Origin of the sequence: Paenimyroides tangerinum, assembly GCF_003865405.1 — a bacterium.
Taxonomy (GTDB): domain Bacteria; phylum Bacteroidota; class Bacteroidia; order Flavobacteriales; family Flavobacteriaceae; genus Flavobacterium; species Flavobacterium tangerinum.
Genome location: NZ_RQVQ01000019.1, coordinates 44,407 through 69,099, shown reverse-complemented (window position 1 = coordinate 69,099; position 24,693 = coordinate 44,407). Strand labels below are relative to the sequence as shown.

The window sequence follows — 24,693 nt, the reverse complement described above, 5'->3', positions numbered from 1 at the left end:
TTACAGTCAACAGTTTTCAAGACTGCCGCATTCGACCACTCTGCCATTTCTCCTTGGTCTGTAGTAATGTTGTTTATTTCATTATTACGAGTGCAAATATAGTAGCTTTTTCTGTATTGACAAGGCTTTTTTGAAAAAAAAACTTAGCTATTTTTTTTAATTTAGCTAAGTTTCTTAAAGATAATATTTTATGAATTGAAAAAATTAAAATTTATTTTCAACTTCTGCAGCAGCTAACATAAAATAATGTAAATCGGTATTCTTCATAAATGGTTTTTGGTTTTGTTGACCAGGTCCAAACATCGCTATTTCTACATAATCTGCCGAGTGATCCATAGAAATCCATCCAACAGAATTGTATTCTTTCTGAATTTCTGCAAACGATTTAAAAGGTAATTTCTTGTAATTATACAATCCATCATCATCTTTATACAAACCTTTATAATAGTCTAATAAATGATCTGCTTGTTCTTTTGTAACTGTAAATCCTAAATTAGAATGTATAAAATCTATTAAATCTTTTTCTGTAGTATCGGATTTTATTTTATTTAATAAACTTTCATTCGTTTGATTGTATTTTTGAATTGAGTCAAAATGCTCATCGGCATATTTTCCATAAATGATTCCTGGATTTGCATTTCCGTGGTCTGTAGTGATGATTACTAAAGTGTTTCCGTCTGCTTTTGCAAAATCTAAAGCAACTTTTACTGCGTCATCAAATTGCAATTGATCGTGAATTAAACCAGCAACATCATTTGCATGTGCAGCCCAATCTACTTTACCAGATTCAACTTGTAAGACAAAACCATTTTTATGCGATTTCATTGCATCAATTGCAATTTGAGTCATTTCGGCTAAAGTAGGATATTCGTTTGTTAATTCTTTACTGTTTTTTCTATCAATAGCATACGGAAGAGAATCTTCGCCGAAAACACCCAAAATAGGTTTTGAGTAATCTATCTTTTTTAAATCAGATTTTGATTTTGCAATGTTATAATCTTTTTGAGAAAATGCAGCATACATGTCTTTTTTATCTTTACGTGTTTCTGCATCAAAATATTTATTACCACCTCCCATTAAAACATCGTAACCAATATTCAAATATTCTTCAGCAATTGCAGATTGGTCGTTTCTACTTTTCATACTAACTGTAAAACCAGCTGGTGTAGCATGTGTAATAGGTACTGTAGTTACACAGCCTGCTTTTTTGCCTGCTTTTTTGAATTTTTGCCAAATAGGAAGCAGTTGCTCACCGTTTACACTGATGTTTATAACTCCATTTTTAACTCGTTCTCCAGAGCCCCAAGATGAACTAGCAGCTGCAGAATCTGTTACTATTGAAGATGCAGAAGCCATGTCCATTAAACCGCGCGAAATAATATTGTCTTTATATGCTTGAATCCAATTGGTAGTTCGACCTAAAATACGTTCAGAATAAATATTTGCCATATTTAAAGTCCCAGAACTCATTCCGTCACTTACTAAAACAATAATATTCTTTGCTTTTTTATTTTTATAATTGATTTCATTTTCAATCGGATGTGCAAACCCCTGTAATGGATTTAATAAAGCAGCTCCAACTCCTGCTAACGTTCCAGCTTTGAAAAATTTTCTTCTATCCATTTTGAATTATTTATGATGCAAATTTATTTTGAATAAAGATATAATATTCAAAATTTACATTAACTATCTGTTAAAAAAAAGTGGAACTAAAGTTCCACTATGATTTGATTCTTTAATAAATCTTTAAATGTTTCAGCTTTTCTGATTAAATATGACTCATTATTATAATATAAAACTTCTGCTGGCTTATAACGTGAATTATAATTCGATGCCATTGAAAAACAGTAAGCTCCTGCATTTCTGAAACACAAAATATCACCTTCAGAAATTTCTTTGATTCTGCGATTATTAGCAAAGGTATCCGTTTCACAAATATATCCTACAACTGAATAATAACGTTCTTTACCTTCTGTGTTTGAAATGTTTTCGATGTGATGGTATGAGTTGTAAAACATCGGACGTATTAAATGGTTGAAACCAGAATCGATTTGAGCAAATACCGTTGAAGTAGTTTGTTTTACTACATTTACTTTAGCCAAGAAATATCCAGATTCACTTACTAAGAATTTTCCAGGTTCAAAAACTAAAGTTAATTCTTTTCCATAATCTTTACAAAAAGCATTGAATTTGGTTGTCAATTTTTCACCTAATTCTTCAATATCAGTTTCTAAATCTCCAGCTTTGTATGGTACTTTAAACCCACTACCAAAATCTATAAATTCTAAATCTTTAAATTGTTTTGCAGTTTCGAATAATATTTCAGAAGCATATAAGAAAACTTCAATATCTAAAATATCAGAACCTGTATGCATGTGAATTCCGTTTACGGTCATCTTTGTATTTTCGATGATACGTAAGATATGCGGTGTTTGGTGAATAGAAATTCCAAATTTACTATCGATATGTCCTACAGAAATATTACTGTTTCCACCGGCCATCACGTGTGGATTGATACGAATACAAACGGGAATGTTTGGATGTTTATGTCCAAATTGTTCTAAAACCGAAAGATTATCTATATTGATATGTACTCCAAGTTTTGCGACTTCTTCGATTTCTTCCATTGAAACACCGTTTGGAGTAAACATAATTTTCTCAGGTTCAAAACCAGCTTCTAAACCTAAAAGAACTTCTTGAATAGAAACAGTATCTAAACCACTTCCAGACTTCTTCAATAACTTTAATATAGAAATGTTAGATAAAGCCTTAACTGCATAGTTAATTCTTAAATGTTTAACACCTGCAAATGCATTTGAAAGTCTTGCAAATTGCGATTCAATTTTGTTACCATCATAAACATAGATAGGGCAACCATATTGATTAGAAAGTTCTAATAAAATGTTAGAATCCATAAGTTATTGAAATTAAATTTATAAAATGCAAATTTACAGAAAAATAGAACTTTTTAAAAGGTGTTTAACTTTTTGTAAATTAATTAAAATAACATTTTTAAAATTATACAATTGTAAAATTTTTATGTTTAAAAAGAGAATATGAAAGAATTAAACCTTTATTTTTTATAAGTGAGTACATAATTCTCATTTTTTCTTAGGTCAATTAGTTCAAGTTTGCTATTTTTGTTTTACTATTAAAAAAGCAAAACATATAAATCATGAATTTACACGAATTTCAAGGTAAACAAATATTATCTAGCTACGGTGTACGTGTACAACGCGGTCACGTTGCAAATACAGCAGAAGAAGCTGTTGAAGCGGCTAAGAAATTAACAGAAGAAACAGGAACTGGATGGCACGTGATTAAAGCTCAAATCCACGCAGGAGGAAGAGGAAAAGGAGGAGGAGTTAAATTGGCTAAGAATTTAGATCAAGTAAAAGAGATAGCTGGGCAAATTATTGGTATGGATTTAATTACCCCACAAACTCCACCACAAGGAAAAAGAGTACATAAAGTTTTAGTTGCTGAAGATGTTTACTATCCAGGTGAAAGTGAAGTCTCAGAATTCTATATGTCAGTTTTATTAAACAGAGGTAAAGGTCGTAACATGATTATGTATTCTACAGAAGGTGGAATGGATATCGAAGAAGTTGCAGAACATACTCCTCATTTAATCTTCACTGAAGAAATTGATCCAGCTGTTGGATTACAAGGTTTCCAAGCTCGTAAAATTGCTTTTAACTTAGGTTTATCTGGTGAAGCATTCAAAGAAATGGTTAAGTTTGTTGATTGTTTATACAAAGCTTATGTTGGTTCAGATGCTTCAATGTTTGAAATTAACCCAGTTTTAAAAACATCTGATAACAAAATTATCGCAGTTGATGCTAAAGTTGACTTGGATGAAAATTCATTATTCCGTCACAAAGATTTAGCTGAAATGCGTGATATCGCTGAAGAAAATCCAATTGAAGTAGAAGCTAAAGCTGTAGGATTAAACTATGTTGATTTAGACGGAACAGTAGGTTGTATGGTTAACGGTGCAGGTTTAGCAATGGCAACTATGGATTTAATTAAGTACGCAGGTTTTGAGCCAGCTAACTTCTTAGACGTAGGTGGAACTGCAGATGCAAAACGTGTTGAAACTGCTTTCCGTATCATCTTAAAAGATCCTAATGTAAAAGCTATTTTAATTAACATTTTTGGAGGAATCGTTCGTTGTGACCGTGTTGCTCAAGGTGTTGTAGATGCTTACAAAAACATGGGTGACGATATTAAAGTGCCAATTATTGTTCGTTTGCAAGGAACAAATGCTGAATTAGCAAAACAAATTATTGATGAGTCTGGTATGCCAATCTTATCAGCAGTTCAATTCCAAGAAGCTGCAGATCAAGTGAAAGCTGCTTTATCTTAATAATTTTATTATAAATTGAGAAGGCCCAAATTTAAATTTGGGCTTTTTTTATGTTATTTAAATGAAAAAAATATTAATATTATTTACATCTCTTTTGTTGCTTTCTTGCTCAAGCGATGATAACGCAAATTCAAATCCAACTCCTACAGGTAGTAATACCGTATATTTTACTTTAGACGACAAATTGTACTCATCAGAATTTCCGACAGCCGCAATTGATAATAAAAGTATAACTGTCTCGGATAATGTATTTTCTATCAATCTTCGAATTATAAATGATAAAGGAGTTGTTAGCTTACATTTATCTTCTCGCGAAAAAGTAGTAGAAGGAAAAAGCTATCGTATTCATGAGCCAAGATATGGAGATGGTTTTTCTGCTAGCAATGATTTGTATTCAAGTTTTATTTGTAGTACTACAGCTAATTTTCAAGGAACAATTACTATTGTTAAACTAGATTATGAAAACAGAATAGTTGCAGCAACTTTTAGTTATGATGCAGTTGACCGAAAACAAAATGTACATAAAGTTAGAAACGGTTGGTTTGATTTAAAATTTTAATAAAATGAAAAAATTAGTAATATTATTTACATCGCTTTTATTGCTCTCTTGTTCAAGTGATGATAACACAAATTCAACTCCAACAGGTAGTGATACGGTTACTTTCTCTTTTAATAATGAAATGTTTTCAACAAAAAATAGTGATATTAATTTAGAGAAATTACACATTTCTGTTTATCCGTTTGGTGGTTCATTGATAATATTTAGACTTTCAAATAATGAAAAAGCAGTCGAGATATCAATTGGTTCAGAATTTAAATTTGAAGAAGGGAAATCTTATGCAATAAACGGTCGACAAACTACAAATGTATCAGGTCGAATAACTTACTACGCTTTTAATTCAGCAACTAAATGGGCTTCTACAAATAACGAAATAGGTGGGACTATAACCATTGTTAAATTAGATTATGAAAATAAAATAGTCGCTGCTACTTTCGAGTTCGATGCAGTCGAAGAAAATGGAACTATTTATAGCATAAGAAACGGTTGGTTTGATTTAAAATTTTAATGTATGAAAAAGTTTATTTTATTTTTATTTTCCGTTTTATTTATCGCTTGCTCATCTGAAAGTGACGATTCTGTTTCTTCAAATTTTTGTAATGAACAAGTTGTTGATTATTATTCAAATGAAGGTCAAAATAATAGAAATGTTAAGAATAACGCAATTGTAGTAGAGTTTGATTATAATCTTTCCGATCAAAAAATTACTAAAATTCTCACGGATTTAAACCTTTTTAAGCTTCCTTTAAACAATGACGATGTACTTTCAAGTATTTATATAAATGTTTTTTCGTCTAAAAATACCAAAATGGTTTTGTGTTATTTTAATGAAGGAAGTTTGTCTTGTGAAAAATTGAATAATTACATAAATCAAATTCAAAATTTGGATGATGTTTTCATGGTTAGAAAATTATATCAAGGAAATACTACTTACGGAGTTGCTAAAGAAGGGAATTATATAAAAGTGAAATTAAATGATGAAAATGAGTTGTCAAATCTTGAAAATTTCGCAAATCAAAACGGACTTGTTTTTACTGAATATGAACCAAGTTGGAATGAAACTGAATTTTTAGTTTATTATTTAATTGATGAATCAGGTGAAAAATCAGTTATAGAATTGTCTAAAACACTTTCAGAATCTATTTCTTTTCAATACATAAGTCCTCAATTTCTTTCCTTTCAATAATAATAAAAAAAATCCTCAAAAAGTTAATTACGATTTGAGGATTTTAATTTGATTTCGTTTTGACAATTGGTAAAATGTTTCACTTGAATTAATAGAGACAGCTATTGCAATTTTTAAAACTGAAATCCCGTGTAGTTTTTGTAAAGATTAGTTTGTAAATTAGGAGGTTTATAGCAGAATTGTATTTAAATCTAATAACATTGTTATAATAATTTGAGTTGCTTATGTTTGATTTAATATTTTTACTAAATAGCAATTTACCATTTGAGAATAATGAAATAACGAAAGAAAAAGTTATTGCTGGTGTTTTAATTGTTTTTATTTATCTTATTCCTTCTTTTATTGCTAGAGATAAAATTCAATTTAAATATATAGTTCTTTTTAATGTGCCTTTTGGTTTCACAGGAATTGGATGGTTGATTTCATTGGTTTGGTCAATAAATGCTAAAAGTAAAACAATTGATTTTCTTAGAAATGATAATGATTTAGACGAATAAAGTATTTTACGAATCTAAATGACAATCGAAAAGCAAAAATCTCAGATATTTTCCCGAAGTTATTCAAGTACAAAATTGTTTTTTTTTATTTCTTAATTCATTTTTTAAAACCATGTCAACATGAGATAAAATATTTATGCAAAAAATCTTTAGTTTTATTTTGATTTGCTCAATTTTATATTCCTTTTTTTAAAGGTTTATATCTAGACGATTTATCTGTTTTCACGATGGCTTGTGAAGAAATATGATCAACAAATATTTTACTAAATTCAACTGAAGAATAAACTTTTATTCGTTAAAAATAAATTCTTTTAATTCAGCGTTTTGAAACAATATCGACACCTGCTACAATTTTTTTTAATATCTTAACTTCGTTGTTGTTTCAAATTTTCTTTACCTTGATAAATAAATTCATTAATATAAACAGTTTCTACAATAGTATTTTGTTTGCAGCTTTTCATTGCCAAGCCAACCTTATGAATAAATAACCAAGCATTTGGACGACTAATTCCATTGCGTTTTGCCATTCGAGAAGATGATAATTTTTTTGCGGTAATTGTCATTTCAAACACAATTCTAAAAGTTTTTCGTATTCCAAATTTAACTTTATTGAATAATGTATTTGCAGTTAGTCTCTCGATATGATGACATAAATTACAATCTCTTACAAAGCTTAATTTTCGAATTGTAAACTTCTTCTAAGGACATTTGGTTCAATGAAAAACATTCTTCAATGTTAGATATCTTAAGCAATCGAAACCTGTTTTATTCATTTCAAAAAATCGATTATATTCTCTCCTTGAAATGATATCATGTTTTTTTTCAAAATATAAGTAAATACATTTTACAGCTCTAAAAATTAATATATCAATATTTTTGGCGTGAACTTATCAAATTTACAGTAACTTCGACAACAATCAAAATACTTAAAAAATGTATATCGAACAATTAAAAAATAAGAAAGAAACTTTAATCAAATATCTACCATTTCCTTTGGTATTTTTCCTATTTATGGGTTTCAATTATATTGCAACTTTGGCAAGTGAAACCAATACAAACGAAATGATTCAAATGATGATTGATTCTTTAGGTAAGAATATTGTTTTTGCAATTATGGTACTTCCGTTGGCTGCTTTATGTGTTATTTTGCTACTTTGGGTTAAGTTTTTTCATAAACAATCGATTACCTCGTTAACCACAGCTCGTCAAAAGATTGATTATAAACGTGTTTTCTTTTCCTTTTTTTTATGGGCAGCAATTCTTGTAACTGTAATTTTAGTTCAATATTTTGTATCACCAGATGATTTTGTAATTAATTTCAAATTAGCTCCATTTTTAGTTCTTTTAGTTTTAGCATTAATTTTAATTCCATTACAAACCAGTTTTGAAGAATATTTGTTTCGTGGTTATTTGATGCAAGGTTTGGGATTATTGACAAAAAACAAATGGTTTCCGTTGTTGTTTACTTCGATTACTTTTGGATTAATGCACATTGCAAATCCTGAAGTGGGAGCTTTTGGATTACAAATGATGGTTTTTTATATTGGAACTGGATTGTTTTTAGGAATCATTACTTTAATGGATGACGGACTTGAATTGGCTTTAGGATTTCACGCAGCTAATAATTTAGTTGCAGCTATTTTGGTAACTTCAAATAATTCTGCTTTACAAACCAATGCGATTTTCGAACAAGTTTCTACAGAAAATAGTATGACAGAAATTTATATTCAAGTTTTTGTTGTCTTTCCGATTTTGATTTTCTTTTTTGCTAAAAAATACAAATGGAACGATTGGAAAAATAAATTAACAGGTAAAATTTAAAAATGAATTATAACGATATTCATAACGATTTTCGGTTAAACGGAGATTATTTAGATAAAAATAAATTAATTGAATTAGCGAGTAAATTAGTAAAATCCGAAGAAATCTATGAACAAGATTTCGGAAGTTTGATATTCCAATGGTTTGATGAAAAAGATTTCATTTTATTGACAACTTCTGGTACAACAGGAACTCCGAAACAAATAAAACTTCAAAAACAAGCTGTCATAAATTCTGCCAAAGCAACCGGAATTCATTTTGATTTAAAACCAAAAGATGCTGCATTGTTGTGTTTGCCAACTAAATATATTGCAGGAAAATTGATGTTTGTGCGCGCTCTGGTTTTAGGATTGCATTTAGACGTGGTAAATCCAAGCTCAAATCCTTTAGAAAATATTTCTAAAACCTATGATTTTGTTGCAATGGTTCCGTTGCAAGTTTTGAATAGTATTGAGAAACTACATTTGATTAAAAAATTGATTGTCGGCGGAGCAAAACTTGACCGAAAAATAAAAGAACAGATTTTGTCTTTAAATTCGCATTGTCAAGTGTATGAAACTTACGGAATGACCGAAACGATTACGCATATTGCCGCAAAGAAAATTTCAGAAGTTTTTTTTACAGCTTTACCTCACGCTAAAATTTCCGTTGATAATCGTGGTTGTTTGGTTATCGATGCACCAAGTGTGAATTCAGAAAAGTTGATTACAAATGATTTGGTTGAACTTAAAGAACCGAATCAATTTAAATGGTTAGGACGCGTTGATAATGTAATTAATTCTGGTGGAATTAAATTATTTCCAGAACAGATTGAAGAAAAATTAACTCCTTTTATAAACAATCGTTTTTTTGTTATTGGGAAAGAAGATGATATTCTAGGAAATAAATTGGTTTTGATTATTGAAAGTGAACCTTATGTAATCGAACCTGAAATTTTTGATATTTTATCAACTTTCGAAAAGCCAAAAGAAATTCAATTTGTTACTAAATTCAAAGAAACCGCCACAGGAAAAATTCTGAGAAAAGATAATTTAAGATAAAAGCGAAAGTTAATTTTCGCTTTTATCTTTTTCTACCATCTTAGTAATTCTTCGTTGAATCTGTTGTTTCAAACGCTTTGGAGCAAGGATTTCGATGTTTTCTCCAAATCCTAAAATTTCTCGCTCTAATTCAAAATTCGGAATTACATCTATTCGAATAATTAAACCATTTTCACCATTTTCAATAATTTGTTGTGTGTGATGTAGCGGTTTTGTAATGACATAAGGCGCATTTCGAGAGTCAAACTTTAGAATGATTTTCTGTGGGCGGTCTTTTTCACTTCTTGTTACGCCAATACATTCGCTATATTATCTTTCAAAATAAATTCCTTCGTTTTCTTTAAATAATTTACTATCAAGTTCATAAAATGCTTCAATTCTGTCTAAAGCCAGAGTAATTAAAAGCTTTCCTTTGTTGCTTCTACAAATTATAAACCAACGATTTCGATATTCTTTTAAAAAAAACGGATGATAAATATCTTTTCTAGCTTCTTCGGATTTAAAAGATTTGTATTCTATTAAAAGTGGTTTTTTGTGTAAAATCGCTTGATATAATCCATTTAAATGTTCAATTCCTTTTAGTTGTTTATTGTCTTCAAACTGAATGTGATTTGGGTTTTTTTGTGTTGATTTGTAAATGTTATTTTCCAATTTTGCTATCAATTCCGTCATTTCATCAAAAATCTGAAAACCATTAAATTGTTTTAATAACGAAACAATTTCTTTCATTTTATCTAGATCTTCTTCTTTTATAGGAGAATTTGTAATTGAATAATTTTTATCGCTATAAACTTAAAATTTTCTTAAAATCTGAAAAATAGAATATTGGTGTATGTTGTTTATTAAGAAAAATCAGTAAAAAACACTATCTTTACTCAATCTCAAGAAAACATTTAAAATAAGATTAAAATTTCATATATGCTATTACTTATAATTTCGATTTTTATTATTGGCTTTGCAATTTTATTTCTCAGGCCAACAAAAGATTCAAAGTATTTCAAATTTCTAAGCATATTACCTTTTGGTTTATTTTTATATTTTTTACAATTCATTCCTGAAATTCAATCTGCGAAAAAAAATCTGATTTTCGAAAATCAATGGATTCCAAGTCTTGGAATTTCTTTAGATTTCAAGATTGATGGATTATCCTTACTTTTTTCTTTACTTATAACCGGTGTTGGAGCGCTAATCTATTTTTACGCTTCTTCCTATATGAGTAGAGATCCGTACATAAATAGATTTTATTGTTATCTAACCATTTTTATGGGAGCAATGTTAGGTTTGGTTTTATCCGATAACCTAATTTCATTGTTTATGTTTTGGGAGTTAACCAGCATTTCATCATTCTTCCTTATTGGTTTTAATACAAACAATGAAGATTCTAGAAAGAGTGCTTTATGGGCATTATCAGTAACTGGTTTAGGAGGTTTTTTCTTATTGGCTTCGTTTGTAATGATGAACTCGATTACAGGAACTTTTTCTATTCAAGAGTTATTTAGCCAATCAGAAGTACTTCAATCAAATTATCAATATTACGTCATAATTGCTTTCTTATTTTTAGGAGCATTTACGAAGTCGGCACAATTTCCTTTTCATTTTTGGCTTCCAGGTGCAATGAAAGCACCAACTCCAGTTTCTGCATATTTGCATTCGGCAACGATGGTTAAAGCTGGAATTTATTTATTAGCACGTTTTACACCGATTTTGTCGGATGGCGAAGTTTGGAATATGGTTTTGATGTGCGTTGGTGGAACAACGATGGTCGTAGGAGCTTTTTTAAGTGTTTTTAAAGTTGATATGAAAAGTGTTTTGGCATATTCAACTATTTCAGCTTTAGGGATTTTGGTTTTTTTAATTGGAATCGGAACGGAAATAGCTTTGTTAGCAGCTTCTACATTTATTTTAGTTCACGCGCTTTATAAAGCTTCGTTCTTTATGATAACCGGAATTGTTGATCACGAAACGCATACAAGAGATTTAACGGTTTTGTCTGGTCTAAAAAAGAAATTGCCAATTGTAGCAATTTGTGCTGTAATTGCAGCTTTATCTAGCGCAGGTGTTCCTTTAACTTTTGGGTTTATTAGTAAAGAAATTATTTACGGTTCAACTTTCGACTTTGATTTTTGGACGTATAATAGCGTTTTGATTTTGACCGCTTTAGTTTTGATTACAAATGTTTTCTTAACCAGTGCAGGTCTTTTAGTTGGAATTCGTCCATTCTTTGGAAAACTACCCGAAAAATTTGAGAATATCCATAAACCAGATTATAAACTTTGGTTACCAATTGTAATTTTATCAGTATTTACCTTGCTTTTCGGAGCATTCCCGTTTATTGCCGATCAAGGAATCATTTCTGCAGTTACAACGTCTATTTATAGAAGTCAAATAACTCAAGAATTACATTTATGGCACGGTTGGAATACTATTTTACTTTTAAGTGGTGCAACCATTGTTTTAGGATTTATTTTATATTTTATAATTAAGCCATCGCATAAAACCGTTGAAAAATTTGATAGTTTAAATCGAATCGGACCACAAAATATAATCTCAGTTATCGCAGAGAATATTAAATTATTTGCATTCAAATACACCCGTTTTTTTCATAATGGGTATTTAAGAAGTTATATTCTTTTCATTATTGTTTTTATCATTGGAATTGTAGGATATAAATTTTTTAATGATGTTACTTTAAAAATTAATACAAACGATTTATCGCCATTTAGAATTTATGAGTTTGTCATATTTGTATTAATTATATCTGCAATTATTGTAATCACATTTACGCAATCTAGGTTAACAGCAATCGTTTCTTTAGGAGTTGTTGGTTTATCAATTTGTTTGATTTTTGTTGTTTACGGTGCACCAGATTTAGCAATGACGCAGTTTGCTATTGATACTTTAACCGTTGTCTTATTTGTTTTAGTATTATTCAAACTTCCGTCTTTTTTGAAATTTAGTAATACAAAAAATAAAATTCGTGATGGAATAGTTTCCATTTCATTTGGAATCTTAATCGCATTAATAACTTTACAAGCCTTATTTTATCCTTCTAATAAAGAAGTGAGTAAATTTTATGCAGAGAATGCATATTTACTTGCAAAAGGGAAAAATGTGGTAAACGTTATTCTAGTTGATTATCGCGGAATTGATACAATGATTGAAACGGTTGTGCTTTCAATTGCAGCAGTTGGAGTTTTAAGTATCTTAAAATATAAATCAGAAGATGAAGAAACGAGAGAATAATATAAGACCTAAACTAGATACGATTATCTTAAAAACGGCAACGAATTATCTTTTGCCTTTATTAATTATGTTTTCGCTTTTTGTTTTAATTCGAGGACATTATTTGTCAGGAGGTGGATTCGTTGGAGGTTTAATCGCGTCGATTGCATTTGTTTTACATTCATTTGCGTATAATACCAAACGTACGATTTCATTATTCAGATTTCGTCCGCTTTATTTGATTCCAATGGGTTTAAGCTTGTCTTTATTTAGCGGTTTATTACCTTTTTTGATTTCAAAACCATTTATGACAAGTATTTGGTTCTTAGATTCGGTTGCAGTAATTGGCGCATTTGGTTCTGCTTTATTATTTGACCTCGGAGTTTATCTTGTAGTAATTGGAGTGGTTTTAACGATAATATTCACAATCTCTGAAAACGTTTAATTTATGGAATTATTATTAGTAATATTAGTTGGTGTACTTTATTCTTCAGGTATTTATATGATGTTGAGAAGAAGTATGGTTAAATTATTAATCGGAATTATTTTGCTTGGAAACGGAGTTAACATCTTAATTTTCTTAATGAGCGGAATAACAAAAGGAAAAGCACCAATTATTCCTGCAGACCAAACTGGATTTATGGGAGCTTATGCCGATCCAATTCCACAAGCTTTAATCTTAACAGCTATTGTTATTAGTTTTGCATTAACTGCCTTTGCTTTGGTATTATTGAAAAAAGCTTACACATTAACAGGAACAGACGACCTTGATTCGCTAAATATTCAAGATTTAGATATATGACAACAAATTTTATACTTGCTCCAATAATCGTTCATTTTATAACAGCCATAATTTTATTATGTTTCTGGAAGAAGGTTTTGGCTCAAAAAATAATTAGCGTAATTGGTAATAGCATTGCTTTTATTTTATGTGTAAAATTATTCGAGTTAACATTAACAAATGATTATCTAGTTTTACAAACAGGAAACTGGAAAGCGCCTTTTGGAATCACGTTTATTTCGGATACTTTAAGTGCGATTATGGTTTTGTTAACCGGAATTGTTTCTTTGGCTGTTGGAATTTATTCTACTTCAGCTCTGAATGTTAGTCGTATTCGATTTGGCTATTTCTTTACGTTTCATTTATTGATAATGGGACTTTTAGGCGCTTTTCTGACCGGTGATATTTTCAATTTATACGTTTGGTTTGAAGTCGTAATTATTTCGTCTTTTATTTTAATGACCGTTGGCGGTAAAAAAATGCAGATGGAAGGTGCGATAAAATACGTAACAATGAACATTTTAGCTTCGTCAATTTTCTTAACTGCGATTGGAATTTTATACGGAATTACAGGAAGTTTAAACATTGCAGATATTGCTCTTAAAATACAAGAAGTTGAAAATAAAGGATTAGTTACCGTTACATCATTATTGTTTTTTGTAGGTTTCGGAATTAAATCTGCCATATTTCCACTTTATTTTTGGCTACCATCATCTTACCATACAACACCATCAGCTATTGCCGCAATCTTTGGTGGATTGTTAACTAAAATGGGAGTTTATGCAATGATTCGTGTTTTTACAATAATTTTTGTTCCTGATAATTTTACTACAATTTTATTCATCGTTATTGCTGTACTTACGATGTTAACTGGAGCTTTAGGAACATTAAACAAAAAGAATATTCGTAGGATTTTATCTTATTTAATCGTTTGTCATATTGGATATTTAATTGCTGGAGTTGGTTTATATACCGAATTGGCTTTCACTGCAATTATTTTCTATCTGATTCACGATGTTATCGTAAAAAGTAATATGTTTATGATTACAGGAGTAATTGTGAAAATTCGTGAATCGGTTGATATGACTCGTTTGGGGAGTTTATTAAAAGATTATCCAAAATTTTCAATGCTTGCAGCTTTGGTGTTTTTATCACTTGTAGGAATTCCACCATTATCTGGGTTTTGGCCTAAAATTTTATTGCTGAAAGAATCTTTTGTACAAGGAAATTACGTTCTGCTTTTAACCTTAATATTAGCAAGTTTTGTAACTCTTTTTGTAATTATCAGAATGTGGATTGAAATTTTCTGGAAAGAATCTCCAAAGCCATTAACTGAAGAAATGGACCATTTTGCTCCAATGCCAAAATCAGGAAAATTTGCTCTAATTGCTCCGATTGTATTTCTAACAGTTGTATCTTTATTCATCGGATTTGGTGCAAACAGCATTTTTAAAATATCCGAAAAAGCCGCTTATGAACTGAAACATAAAGAAATTTATATCGATGCCGTAATGAAAACGAATACATAATGTTACAGAATTTTTTATTAAACATATTACTAACTTTAGTTTGGGTTGCCTTAACAGGTGAGCTGAACTATACCAATTTTGGTTTTGGTTTTACTGTTGGATTTTTACTATTATGGTTTTTAAATCGTAGAAGAACTTCAAATCACGATTATTTCTTGCGTGTGCCAAAAATTTTCGCTTTTATGTTTAACTTTTTGTACGATATGATAAGAGCGAATATCGAAGTTACAATAGATGTTATTACGCCAAATTACAATATGAAACCCGGAATTGTAAAATATGAAATGGATGCAAAATCTGATTTCGAAATTACAATGTTAGCAAATATGATTGCCTTAACACCAGGAACGGTTGTAATTGATATTTCTAAAGACAAACGATATATGTTTATTCACGCAATGTATTTAAAAGATATTGAAGGTTTTAAAAGAAATCTGAAAGATAGAACTGAGAAAAAATTACTAGAAATAATTAGATAATGGATGTAGAAACGTATTTAGTATATGTGGTAATGCCAATTATATGTTTATCAATGATAATTGTTTTAGCTCGCTTAATCAAAGGTCCACAAATTGTCGATCGTGTAATTGCTTTGGATTTATTAATCACAATTGGAGTTGGGTTTATTGCGGTTTTTAGTATTATCACAAACAATTATAACTTCTTAGATGTTGCAATGATTCTTGCACTTATTGCCTTTTTGAGCACGGTAGCTTTTGCCTATTATTTATATAAAAGTAAGAAAAATGACTGATATTTTAATTATGATATTAAGCACTTTAGGTGCTTTATTTATACTAGTTGCTTCTGTTGGAATATACAAAATGCCTGATTTTTATTCACGCCTTTCTGTAACCATTAAGGCTGCAACTTTAGGTATTGGTGCTATTTTGATAGCTTCCGCTTTATTTTTCGCAGAGTTTTCTGTTACAACCAAAACCATTTCCATTATATTTTTCTTGTTTTTGACCGCTCCAGTTGCTGGTTATTTGATTGGAAAAGTAGCTTATGTAAACGGAACCAAATTATGGAAACATTCTATAATCGATGAAATGAAAGATGATCCTGATAGTTTTTGTACACAAGTTAAAGAAAAAGAAGAGGAAGTACTTCCTAAATCTGAATCCAAAAAATAATTTTAAGCACATTTAGTTTTTTCTAAATGTGTTTTTTATTTAAATTAGAGTTGATGTTTAATTAATATTCGTTTTGTTAATTTGAAATTATAAAACAACAAAATGAATTCACTAGTATCAAAAACAACATTTATTTTATTAACGCTAATTCAATTTAATTGTATGGCTCAAATCAAAAATCCTGTAATTGCACATCGTGGTGCTTGGAAAGAATTTAATCTTCCGCAAAATTCAATTGCATCTTTAAAAAAAGCAATCGAACTAAAATGTTTCGGAACTGAGTTTGATGTACATTTAACCAAAGATGCAAAAATGGTTGTCACTCACGATCACGATTTTTATGGTTTGGATATTGAAACGCATACGTATGAAGAATTAAATTCAAGGAAACATCCTAACGGAGAAAAATTACCAACTGTTGAAGAATATCTTGCTGAAGGATTGAAACAAACCAAAACCAAATTAATATTTGAAATCAAAACTTCTAACGTTTCTATTTCTAGAACGTATTTGATGATTGATTTGATTAAAGATTATTTAGAAGATAAAAATTTAGAAAACCAGATTGAATTTATTCTTTTTAGTTTCGATGCTTCGATTTATATCAAAAAGCAATTACCTAATTATAAAATTTCGTACTTAGAAGGTGATAAAACGCCGCAAGAAATCAAACAAGTTGGATTAGACGGAATTGATTACAATCATAAAGTTTATAAAGAAAATAAAAACTACTTAAAAGACGCTCGAAAATTAGGATTGATTACCAATTCTTGGACCGTTAATAAAGAAGATTTGTTTTTGAAATTACTTGACGAAAAAATAGATGTAATTACGACTGATTATCCAGCAAAATTTCTTGAAATCTATTCAGACTTAAAACCGTAAACGCATCTATTCTTTGCTTTAATTTCAGTATAAACAAAGTTGATTTTGATGATTATATAAATTAGAATAATTAATTGTAATGTTTTTTGTGAAATATGTTTTTTTACGTTTAAAAATATTAATTTTAGAGCGCTAAAATTCTAATATGGAAACTTTAAATTATGACAAGAAAAGCCTTTCAAACGAAGTGCTTTTAGATTTATATAAGAAATTGTTGAAACCAAGAATGATTGAAGAAAAAATGCTTATTTTAATTCGTCAAGGAAAGGTTTCAAAATGGTTCTCAGGAATCGGACAAGAAGCAATTGCTGTTGGTGTAACATCGGTTTTAGAAAACGATGAATACATATTACCAATGCACCGTAACTTAGGAGTTTTTACTTCAAGAAACATTCCTTTACACCGTTTATTTTCGCAATGGCAAGGAAAAGCTAACGGGTTTACAAAAGGACGCGATCGTTCGTTTCACTTCGGAACTCAAGAATATAAAATCATTGGAATGATTTCGCATTTAGGTCCGCAATTAGGGATTGCAGACGGGATTGCTTTAGCTCATAAACTTCGTAAAGAAAATAAAATTACTGCTGTATTTACTGGTGAAGGTGCAACTTCTGAAGGAGATTTTCACGAAGCATTAAACGTGGCTTCAGTTTGGGATCTGCCTGTGATGTTCATCATTGAGAATAATGGGTACGGACTTTCAACACCTACAAACGAGCAATATCGTTGTGAAAATCTTGCAGATCGTGGTGCAGGTTACGGAATGGAAAGTTACATCATTGACGGAAATAACATTCTTGAAGTGTACAACAAATTGAACGAATTAGCCATTTCAATGCGTGAAAATCCACGTCCGGTTTTAATTGAGATGAAAACGTTTAGAATGCGTGGACACGAAGAGGCGAGTGGTACCAAATATATTCCGCAAGAGTTATTCGATATGTGGAAAGTTAAAGATCCGGTAGAAAACTACAAAGAATATCTTTTAGAAAACGGTATCTTAACTACAGAATTAGACGAAGCTTTCCGTGCCGAAATTAAAAATGAAATTGATACCGATTGGCAAAAAGTTCAAGAAGAACCTGCTATTGAAGCAAGTTTAGAAGAAGAACTTAACGATGTGTACAAACCTTATACTTTTGAAGATTACAAACCTTCAGAAACAAAAGAAAATATCCGTTTTATCGATGCTATTTCTCAGTCGTTAAAGCAATCCATGGAAAAATATCCAAACATGGTCATCATGGGGCAGGATATTGCAGAATACGGAGGTGCTTTCAAAATCACCCAAGGTTTTGTTGAAGAATTTGGTAAAGAGCGCGTTCGTAATACACCAATTTGCGAAAGCATTATTGTTTCTACTGCAATGGGACTTTCAATTAACAAATACAAAGCAGTTGTTGAAATGCAGTTCGCTGATTTCGTTTCAACAGGTTTCAATCCAATTGTTAACTTATTAGCAAAATCACATTACCGTTGGTTAGAACATGCCGATGTAGTGGTTCGTATGCCTTGTGGCGGTGGAACTCAAGCAGGTCCTTTCCATTCGCAAACTAACGAAGCTTGGTTTACTAAAACTCCAGGTTTAAAAGTAGTTTATCCTGCGTTTCCTTATGACGCGAAAGGTTTATTGAATACAGCAATCAACGATCCAAATCCGGTAATTTATTTCGAACATAAAGCCTTATATCGTTCAATCCAACAAGAAGTTCCTGTTGATTATTACACGATTCCATTCGGAAAAGCAGCAATGATAAAAGAAGGAAATGATGTAACTGTTATTTCATTCGGTGCAGGAGTGCATTGGGCAATGGAAATCTTATCGAACCATCCAGAGATTTCTGCAGATTTAATCGATTTACGATCATTACAACCTTTAGATTACGAAACGATTTTTGCTTCGGTAAAGAAAACAGGAAAAGTAATCATTCTTCAAGAAGATACGATGTTTGGTGGTATTGCAAGTGATTTATCGGCTACAATTATGGAAACTTGTTTTGAGTCTTTAGATGCACCTGTAAAACGTGTGGCGAGTTTGGAATCGCCAATTCCTTTCATGAAAAATTTAGAAGACCAATATTTACCAAAAGCTAGATTTGAAAAAGAATTATTAGTACTTTTGGACTATTAATAACACACAACTAAAATATGAATACAATCACATCATCAAACTTTAACTTTCCAGGGCAAAAGTCGGTTTACAAAGGTAAAGTTCGTGAAGTTTACAACATCAACGACGATTTATTGGTAATGATCGCTACAGATCGTTTATCTGCTTTTGATGTAGTTATGCCTAAAGGAATTCCTTACAAAGGACAAATCTTAAATCAAATCGCAACTAAGTTTATGGATTTGACTTCAGATATCGTTCCAAACTGGTTAATTGCTACACCAGATGCTAACGTTGCCGTTGGTCATTTATGTGAACCGTTTAAAGTTGAAATGGTAATTCGTGGTTATCTTTCTGGTCATGCTGCTCGTGAATATGCAGCTGGTAAAAGAATGCTTTGTGGAGTTGAACTTCCAGAAGGATTAAAAGAAAATGATAAGTTTCCAACCCCAATTATCACACCAACAACAAAAGCTGATCTAGGAACTCATGACGAAGATATTTCGCGTGAAGCTATTTTAGCAAACGGAATTGTATCAGAAGAAGATTATTTAGTTTTAGAAAAATACACCAGAGATTTATTTCAACGTGGAACTGAAATCGCTGCTTCACGCGGATTGATTTTAGTGGATACGAAATACGAATTTGGTAAAACAAAAGACGGAGTTATTGTTTTGATAGACGAAATTCATACACCAGATTCTTCTCGTTATTTCTATGCAGATGGTTACCAAATGCGTCAAGATAATAACGAACAACAAAAACAATTGTCAAAAGAGTTTGTTCGTCAATGGTTAATCTTAAACGATTTCCAAGGTAAAGAAGGACAAGTAGTTCCAGAAATGACAGATGATTATATCTATTCAGTTTCAGAACGTTATATTGAGTTATACGAAAAAATTATGGGTGAAAAGTTTGTAAAAGCAGATGTTTCGCACATTGAAAATCGTATTGCTGAAAATGTAAATGCGTTTTTAGCATCTTACACTAAATAAGAATAAAATATGTCAATCATCGAATCATTAAATTGGAGATACGCCGCAAAGAAATTAAACGGCGAAAAAGTTTCCGATGAAAATGTATCTAAAATAATCGAAGCTGCTCGTTTGGCACCCACATCATCAGGTTTACAACCTTTTGAAATGGTTGTGATAACCAATCAAGAATTAAAAGAAAAGATTCATAAACTTTCGTTTAATCAATCGCAGGTTTTAGACTGTTCGCATTTGATTGTTTTTGCAGCTTGGGACCATTATTCGTTAGATCGTATCAATCATTATTTCGATCATTACGAAACCGAACGCAAACTTGAAAAAGGTTTTTCTGATGGATATAAAAATGGTGTTAGCAAGCACTTAACCGCTTTGACAACAGAACAACAATTTGAACACGCCGCACGTCAAGTGTATATTGCCTTTGCTTTTGCGATGGCAGAAGCCGCGGCTTTACGAGTAGATTCATCGCCAATGGAAGGTTTTTTACCTAACGAATTAGATGAATTATTAAACTTTAAGGCACAAGGTTTGCGTAGCGTTTTATTGCTTCCGGTTGGTTACAGAGATGAAACGAACGATTGGCAAGTACATCTTAAAAAAGTGCGTAAACACACCAATCACATGGTGCATTACATAAAATAAAAGCAAAAGCTCAGATGAATAATCTGAGCTTTTTTTGTTTTAAAATCAGGGTAAACCCTTAGAAAGTAAAAGGTTGAGGTAAAGGCTTTTTTGGTATATTGCGTTTACTAATGTTAAGTTTTACGTTTAAATTAACTAAGAAAATAAATTATGACAAAAATAGTAAGAGGTTCAGAATGGAGAATATGGGATTTACATATCCATACTCCTGAATCAATATGTCAAGACTATAAAAATACTCCTGAAAATTGGGATAAGTTTATAAACTGCTTAGAAAACCTACCAGAAGATGTGAAAGTGATTGGTATAACTGATTATTATTTCATTGATGGGTATGAAAAAGTAATGGCTTATAAAGCCAAAGGAAGATTGAAAAACCTTGAAAAAATATTTCCAATTCTTGAGTTTCGGATTGACACCTTTGGAAGTGGAAATGAAAACAGGCTTCAAAAAATTAACTTACATATTCTATTCGATATAGATGAAGCCAAACTAGAGACTGAAATAAAGAAAATTCGTGAAGAGTTTATCGACAACATAAAAATTTCAAAAATAGAAGCTCATAAAACCAAAAAACTCTCAAAAGAAAATTTTTCTGAAATTGGAGGTACATTAAAAGACGGATTTGAATCACTAATTCCATCCACAGAAGAAGTTTTAGTGCTTGTAAATTCAACTACTTGGAAAGACAAAACTTTTCTATTTCTTGGATATAAAGAATGGAGCAATCTTGAAAAAAACCAACAGCTCAAACCCTTAAAAGACCAATTGTATTCACAGGTAAAGGCTTTTTTTAGTAATAATATTGAATCCAATGAGAAAAATCAAAATTGGCTGAACGAGTTTGGAAATAAAAAACTACTTCACTCACTAGACATACATTCATTCAAAGATTTAGATACATATGAATTTGAAGAAAATGGAAATAAAAAGCCAATAGATAATTATCATTGCCATACGTGGATAAAAGCAGATCCAACATTTAATGGTATAAAACAAATTGATTACGAACCTGATGAGAGAGTTTCAATAGAGCAAATTAAACCACAGGAAAAAGCAGGTTATCAAGCAATCGATTCTGTAACCATAACTCATAGCGATTTTACACATCAGACATTACACTTAAATCAAAATCTTAATTGTATAATAGGTGGAAGGTCAACTGGTAAATCCGTTTTGCTTGGTGCGATTGCAAAGAAATTAAATTGCGACAAACCTGTAAAATTCGGAAATCAAGAATACACCGACTTTGTAAACGCAATAGTTTCAGGCCTTTCTATTACTTGGAAAGATAGTGTTGAAAACAATGATAGAAATATCGAATATTTCCCTCAAAGCTATATGTATCAGTTAGCTAAAAACAAGGATGGTGAACTGGATAAATTAGTCGAGGAAATTATTAAACAGGATACTGTAAAAAACCAGTTAATAACAAATTACGATTCCTTTTCAAGCGAAAACAACTCTGATATAACAACAAAAATCAACAAGCTTTTTCAATTACAAGAAGAACTAATCAAGCGTAAGCTAAAACTGAAGGAAAAGGGAGATGAAAAAGGAATTAGAAGTGAAATAGATAAACTGACTAAAGAACTTTCGGAATTAAAACAAAAAATTCAAATAACTGAACAAGAGCTTGAAGAATATAACAAGTTAAAATTAAAACTAGAGGAGCTTACAAAAGCAAATGAAATTTATAATACTCAAATCTCTAAAATACAAGCCTTAAAGGAAAAGTTTTTCCTTAATAAAGACATAGACTTTGATATAGTTTCACTTTCAGACTCAAACAGAATCGATATTAAATCTTCTTTTGAGAAACTCAAAGAAAAATTTCAAAACGAGTGGGATTCTGAAGTCGATAAAATTTCTTTAAAGAACTCTGTAATTGTAAAAGCAAATAGCGAAATAATTATCGAGATTGAGAAAAATCCAAATTACATAAAAGGAATTGAAGCTTTCAAGAATAATAAACAATACATAGAAGTTGAAGAGAAGCTCAAAATACAAAGAGACAAACTTGCCGACATAACATTAATTAAAAAGGAAATAGAAGAGTTTGTATTACAAATTGACAGTTTTAAAACTTCAATAAAACAAGCACATAGGAACTTCTATATCAAAATTGAAGAAATAAAAGAAAGCCTTAAAATTTCAGAAGGTAAATTAGAAATATTAGCTTTTCCAAAACTAAAAACAAATGAGTTTAAGGAACTTCTTAATTGGAGTATCAATCAACAAAGTGACGAAGGTAAAAGAATAGTGAATACTCCCATTGACAATAAAGTAGAAGACTATTTTAAACTAACAAATGAGATTTTTGAGAAACTCTTAAATGGCAACATTACATTAAAGGGCGGAAATGAACATTTGGGATTAGCATTAAAATTAATGGCTACAAATTACTTTCAAATATCCTACAACATACTATATGAAGATACATTTAATCAAATGTCGGAAGGTAAAAAAGCTTTTGTTGTTCTAATGTTGCTATTAGATTTTAGTGATAAAGATTGTCCAATTTTAATTGACCAACCAGAAGACGATTTAGATAATAGGGCGATTTACAAAGAGTTGGTTAAGTATCTTAAAAAGAAGAAAAAAGAGAGACAAATAATTGTTGTGACGCATAATCCTAATATCGTTGTAGGTGCTGATTCAGAGCAAGTAATTGTAGCAAATCAAAATGGAGTTGACACTAAAAATAGAAATGGAACTAAATTTCAATATGTCACAGGTAGTTTGGAAAATACGAAAGAAACTGATGAAAAAGTTGAAATTATCCTTGAGAGACAAGGTATTAAAGAACACGTCTGCGAAATACTTGAAGGAGGTAATGAAGCATTTAAACAACGTGAGAAAAAGTACGACATTAAATAGTAATTTTTATGTAAATTACATAAAAGTAATGTTTTTTTAAATCTTTTCACCAAACCGTCGAAACCTTTTCAGTAAACCGTCTAGACCTTTTTACCAATTCGTCTAGACCTTTTAATAAAACTGTCTAGACCTTTTGTGCAAAAGATAGGTATCTTTTTAGTAAATCATCGAGACCTTTTTTAAGTCCAGTATTTACTGGGGTTCTGAGAGGTATAAAAAATACTCGAAAAACTACAATATTTTACTAGTAATTGATACAAAAAACTCAGACTAAATCTGAGTTTTTCTGTTTTTATTCATTTTGTTTAAGATAAGTATAAATCGAATTTATTTCTTCTTTAGTTAAATTGGATGAATAATTGAAATGATGTTTTGTCATAGAAAGACCTTTGCCTTGATTACTTTTTTCAAAATCTTCATTTGTCAACCAATTGAAATAGGTAAGTGAATCTATTTTTGACAATTTTGGACCAATCATATCCTCATCTAACTTATGGCAAGGCGCACAATTCTCTCTGAATATCGATTTTCCTAAAGAAGTATCTGTTGTGCTAATTTGATTTGTAACTTGGTTCGTTCTCGGTTCTACAGGATTTACTTCAATGGTGTCGATGTATTCTGTATGATTTTGATTTAGCTTATTAGAAATTTCTTCTTTGAAAAGTTCATATACAATCAAAAGCCCTAAAATGATTAATATTATTAATAAGATTTTTTTCATAACAAGTTTTTTTAATGATAATATTAATACATTGATGTAAAATATAATTAATTAAATTTCAATAAATTAATGAATTTTGTCTTGTTTAAAAGTTGTTTTTATTTATATTAAAGTATTATTTCTAAGTAATATTTATAAAAAAAGAAACCAACTCTATACACGAAGATACACAATTATTAGACTTCCTTTAAGAACATTTTACAGTACTTCTTAATTTAGTAAGAAATCACTTAATTTGTTTATTAATAAATGCTTGGTGCTGATAATAAATTCTCATCTGGAAGAAATTATTGAAGAATCAAACGCTTTATTGCTAATGT

At 30.3% G+C, this 24,693-nt stretch carries 24 protein-coding genes and 1 pseudogene; 19 read left to right on the top strand and 6 right to left on the bottom strand.

The window, feature by feature from the left end; translation table 11 throughout:
- Positions 1–204: 204 nt before the first annotated feature.
- Together EG240_RS09790 and lysA are read right to left on the bottom strand one after the other, a co-directional pair.
- On the bottom strand, positions 205–1,623 hold the full coding sequence (locus tag EG240_RS09790; protein ID WP_125019218.1) for an alkaline phosphatase: 1,419 nt from the start codon (positions 1,621–1,623) through the stop codon (positions 205–207).
- Between the two features lie 86 nt (positions 1,624–1,709).
- Complete coding sequence (gene lysA / locus EG240_RS09785) at positions 1,710–2,915, bottom strand: diaminopimelate decarboxylase (protein ID WP_125019217.1); 1,206 nt, start codon at positions 2,913–2,915, stop codon at positions 1,710–1,712.
- 260 nt (positions 2,916–3,175) lie between these two features.
- Here lysA and sucC point away from each other — a divergent pair, with 260 nt between their 5' ends.
- The 5 genes from sucC (at position 3,176) to EG240_RS09760 (ending at position 6,611) form a co-directional block, all read left to right on the top strand.
- Positions 3,176–4,369 carry an ADP-forming succinate--CoA ligase subunit beta gene (gene sucC / locus EG240_RS09780; protein ID WP_125019216.1) on the top strand — a complete coding sequence of 398 codons (1,194 nt, stop codon included), beginning with the start codon at positions 3,176–3,178 and terminating at the stop codon, positions 4,367–4,369.
- A gap of 61 nt (positions 4,370–4,430) precedes the next feature.
- Complete coding sequence (locus tag EG240_RS09775; protein WP_125019215.1) at positions 4,431–4,928, top strand: hypothetical protein; 498 nt, start codon at positions 4,431–4,433, stop codon at positions 4,926–4,928.
- A gap of 4 nt (positions 4,929–4,932) precedes the next feature.
- Positions 4,933–5,436 (top strand): hypothetical protein, encoded by a 504-nt coding sequence (locus tag EG240_RS09770; RefSeq protein ID WP_125019214.1) that lies wholly within the window; start codon positions 4,933–4,935, stop codon positions 5,434–5,436.
- Positions 5,437–5,439: 3 nt separating this feature from the next.
- Positions 5,440–6,114, top strand: a complete 675-nt coding sequence (locus EG240_RS09765) for a hypothetical protein (RefSeq protein WP_125019213.1) — start codon at positions 5,440–5,442, stop codon at positions 6,112–6,114.
- Between the two features lie 224 nt (positions 6,115–6,338).
- Positions 6,339–6,611, top strand: coding sequence for a superinfection immunity protein (locus tag EG240_RS09760; RefSeq protein ID WP_125019212.1), 273 nt, complete (start codon positions 6,339–6,341; stop codon positions 6,609–6,611).
- A 120-nt stretch (positions 6,612–6,731) separates the two neighbouring features.
- Here the strand turns inward: EG240_RS09760 and EG240_RS16860 are convergent.
- A pseudogene (locus tag EG240_RS16860) lies at positions 6,732–7,425 on the bottom strand (IS1595 family transposase); the annotation flags it as partial.
- Positions 7,426–7,544: 119 nt separating this feature from the next.
- Here EG240_RS16860 and EG240_RS09755 point away from each other — a divergent pair.
- Positions 7,545–8,432 (top strand): CPBP family intramembrane glutamic endopeptidase, encoded by an 888-nt coding sequence (locus tag EG240_RS09755; protein WP_125019211.1) that lies wholly within the window; start codon positions 7,545–7,547, stop codon positions 8,430–8,432.
- A 2-nt stretch (positions 8,433–8,434) separates the two neighbouring features.
- Positions 8,435–9,472 carry an AMP-binding protein gene (locus EG240_RS09750; protein WP_125019210.1) on the top strand — a complete coding sequence of 346 codons (1,038 nt, stop codon included), beginning with the start codon at positions 8,435–8,437 and terminating at the stop codon, positions 9,470–9,472.
- Between the two features lie 9 nt (positions 9,473–9,481).
- Here EG240_RS09750 and EG240_RS17135 read toward each other — a convergent pair whose 3' ends face one another.
- Both EG240_RS17135 and EG240_RS17130 read right to left on the bottom strand, forming a co-directional pair.
- Positions 9,482–9,727: a WYL domain-containing protein gene (locus tag EG240_RS17135; RefSeq protein WP_449580063.1), complete on the bottom strand. Its 246-nt coding sequence runs from the start codon at positions 9,725–9,727 to the stop codon at positions 9,482–9,484.
- 54 nt (positions 9,728–9,781) lie between these two features.
- Positions 9,782–10,201: a WYL domain-containing protein gene (locus EG240_RS17130; RefSeq protein ID WP_203229305.1), complete on the bottom strand. Its 420-nt coding sequence runs from the start codon at positions 10,199–10,201 to the stop codon at positions 9,782–9,784.
- Between the two features lie 189 nt (positions 10,202–10,390).
- Here EG240_RS17130 and mbhE point away from each other — a divergent pair, with 189 nt between their 5' ends.
- From mbhE to EG240_RS09685, 12 genes are all read left to right on the top strand, one after another.
- Positions 10,391–12,715, top strand: a complete 2,325-nt coding sequence (gene mbhE / locus EG240_RS09740) for a hydrogen gas-evolving membrane-bound hydrogenase subunit E (RefSeq protein WP_125019209.1) — start codon at positions 10,391–10,393, stop codon at positions 12,713–12,715.
- Positions 12,696–13,139, top strand: a complete 444-nt coding sequence (locus tag EG240_RS09735; protein ID WP_125019208.1) for a Na+/H+ antiporter subunit B — start codon at positions 12,696–12,698, stop codon at positions 13,137–13,139. Before mbhE ends, EG240_RS09735 begins: the two co-directional genes overlap by 20 nt.
- 3 nt (positions 13,140–13,142) lie before the next feature.
- Positions 13,143–13,496, top strand: coding sequence for a Na+/H+ antiporter subunit C (locus EG240_RS09730; protein WP_125019207.1), 354 nt, complete (start codon positions 13,143–13,145; stop codon positions 13,494–13,496).
- Positions 13,493–15,004 carry a proton-conducting transporter transmembrane domain-containing protein gene (locus tag EG240_RS09725; RefSeq protein ID WP_125019206.1) on the top strand — a complete coding sequence of 504 codons (1,512 nt, stop codon included), beginning with the start codon at positions 13,493–13,495 and terminating at the stop codon, positions 15,002–15,004. Before EG240_RS09730 ends, EG240_RS09725 begins: the two co-directional genes overlap by 4 nt.
- Entirely contained in the window at positions 15,004–15,483 is a 480-nt protein-coding gene (locus tag EG240_RS09720; RefSeq protein WP_125019205.1) for a Na+/H+ antiporter subunit E, read from the top strand. Before EG240_RS09725 ends, EG240_RS09720 begins: the two co-directional genes overlap by 1 nt.
- Positions 15,483–15,758 (top strand): monovalent cation/H+ antiporter complex subunit F, encoded by a 276-nt coding sequence (locus EG240_RS09715; RefSeq protein ID WP_125019204.1) that lies wholly within the window; start codon positions 15,483–15,485, stop codon positions 15,756–15,758. Before EG240_RS09720 ends, EG240_RS09715 begins: the two co-directional genes overlap by 1 nt.
- On the top strand, positions 15,751–16,140 hold the full coding sequence (gene mnhG, locus EG240_RS09710; RefSeq protein WP_125019203.1) for a monovalent cation/H(+) antiporter subunit G: 390 nt from the start codon (positions 15,751–15,753) through the stop codon (positions 16,138–16,140). The genes EG240_RS09715 and mnhG overlap by 8 nt, the downstream gene beginning before the upstream one ends.
- Before the next feature lie 102 nt (positions 16,141–16,242).
- Positions 16,243–17,025 (top strand): glycerophosphodiester phosphodiesterase, encoded by a 783-nt coding sequence (locus tag EG240_RS09705; RefSeq protein ID WP_125019202.1) that lies wholly within the window; start codon positions 16,243–16,245, stop codon positions 17,023–17,025.
- 145 nt (positions 17,026–17,170) lie between these two features.
- Positions 17,171–19,156: an alpha-ketoacid dehydrogenase subunit alpha/beta gene (locus tag EG240_RS09700; protein WP_125019201.1), complete on the top strand. Its 1,986-nt coding sequence runs from the start codon at positions 17,171–17,173 to the stop codon at positions 19,154–19,156.
- Positions 19,157–19,173: 17 nt separating this feature from the next.
- Positions 19,174–20,130, top strand: a complete 957-nt coding sequence (locus EG240_RS09695) for a phosphoribosylaminoimidazolesuccinocarboxamide synthase (protein WP_125019200.1) — start codon at positions 19,174–19,176, stop codon at positions 20,128–20,130.
- A gap of 9 nt (positions 20,131–20,139) precedes the next feature.
- A complete protein-coding gene (locus EG240_RS09690) occupies positions 20,140–20,772 on the top strand; it encodes a nitroreductase family protein (RefSeq protein ID WP_125019199.1) in 633 nt (210 codons plus the stop codon).
- A 150-nt stretch (positions 20,773–20,922) separates the two neighbouring features.
- Positions 20,923–23,652, top strand: a complete 2,730-nt coding sequence (locus tag EG240_RS09685) for a TrlF family AAA-like ATPase (RefSeq protein WP_125019198.1) — start codon at positions 20,923–20,925, stop codon at positions 23,650–23,652.
- A 292-nt stretch (positions 23,653–23,944) separates the two neighbouring features.
- Here the strand turns inward: EG240_RS09685 and EG240_RS09680 are convergent, their stop codons facing one another.
- Positions 23,945–24,373 (bottom strand): c-type cytochrome, encoded by a 429-nt coding sequence (locus tag EG240_RS09680; protein WP_125019197.1) that lies wholly within the window; start codon positions 24,371–24,373, stop codon positions 23,945–23,947.
- Between the last annotated feature and the right edge of the window lie 320 nt (positions 24,374–24,693).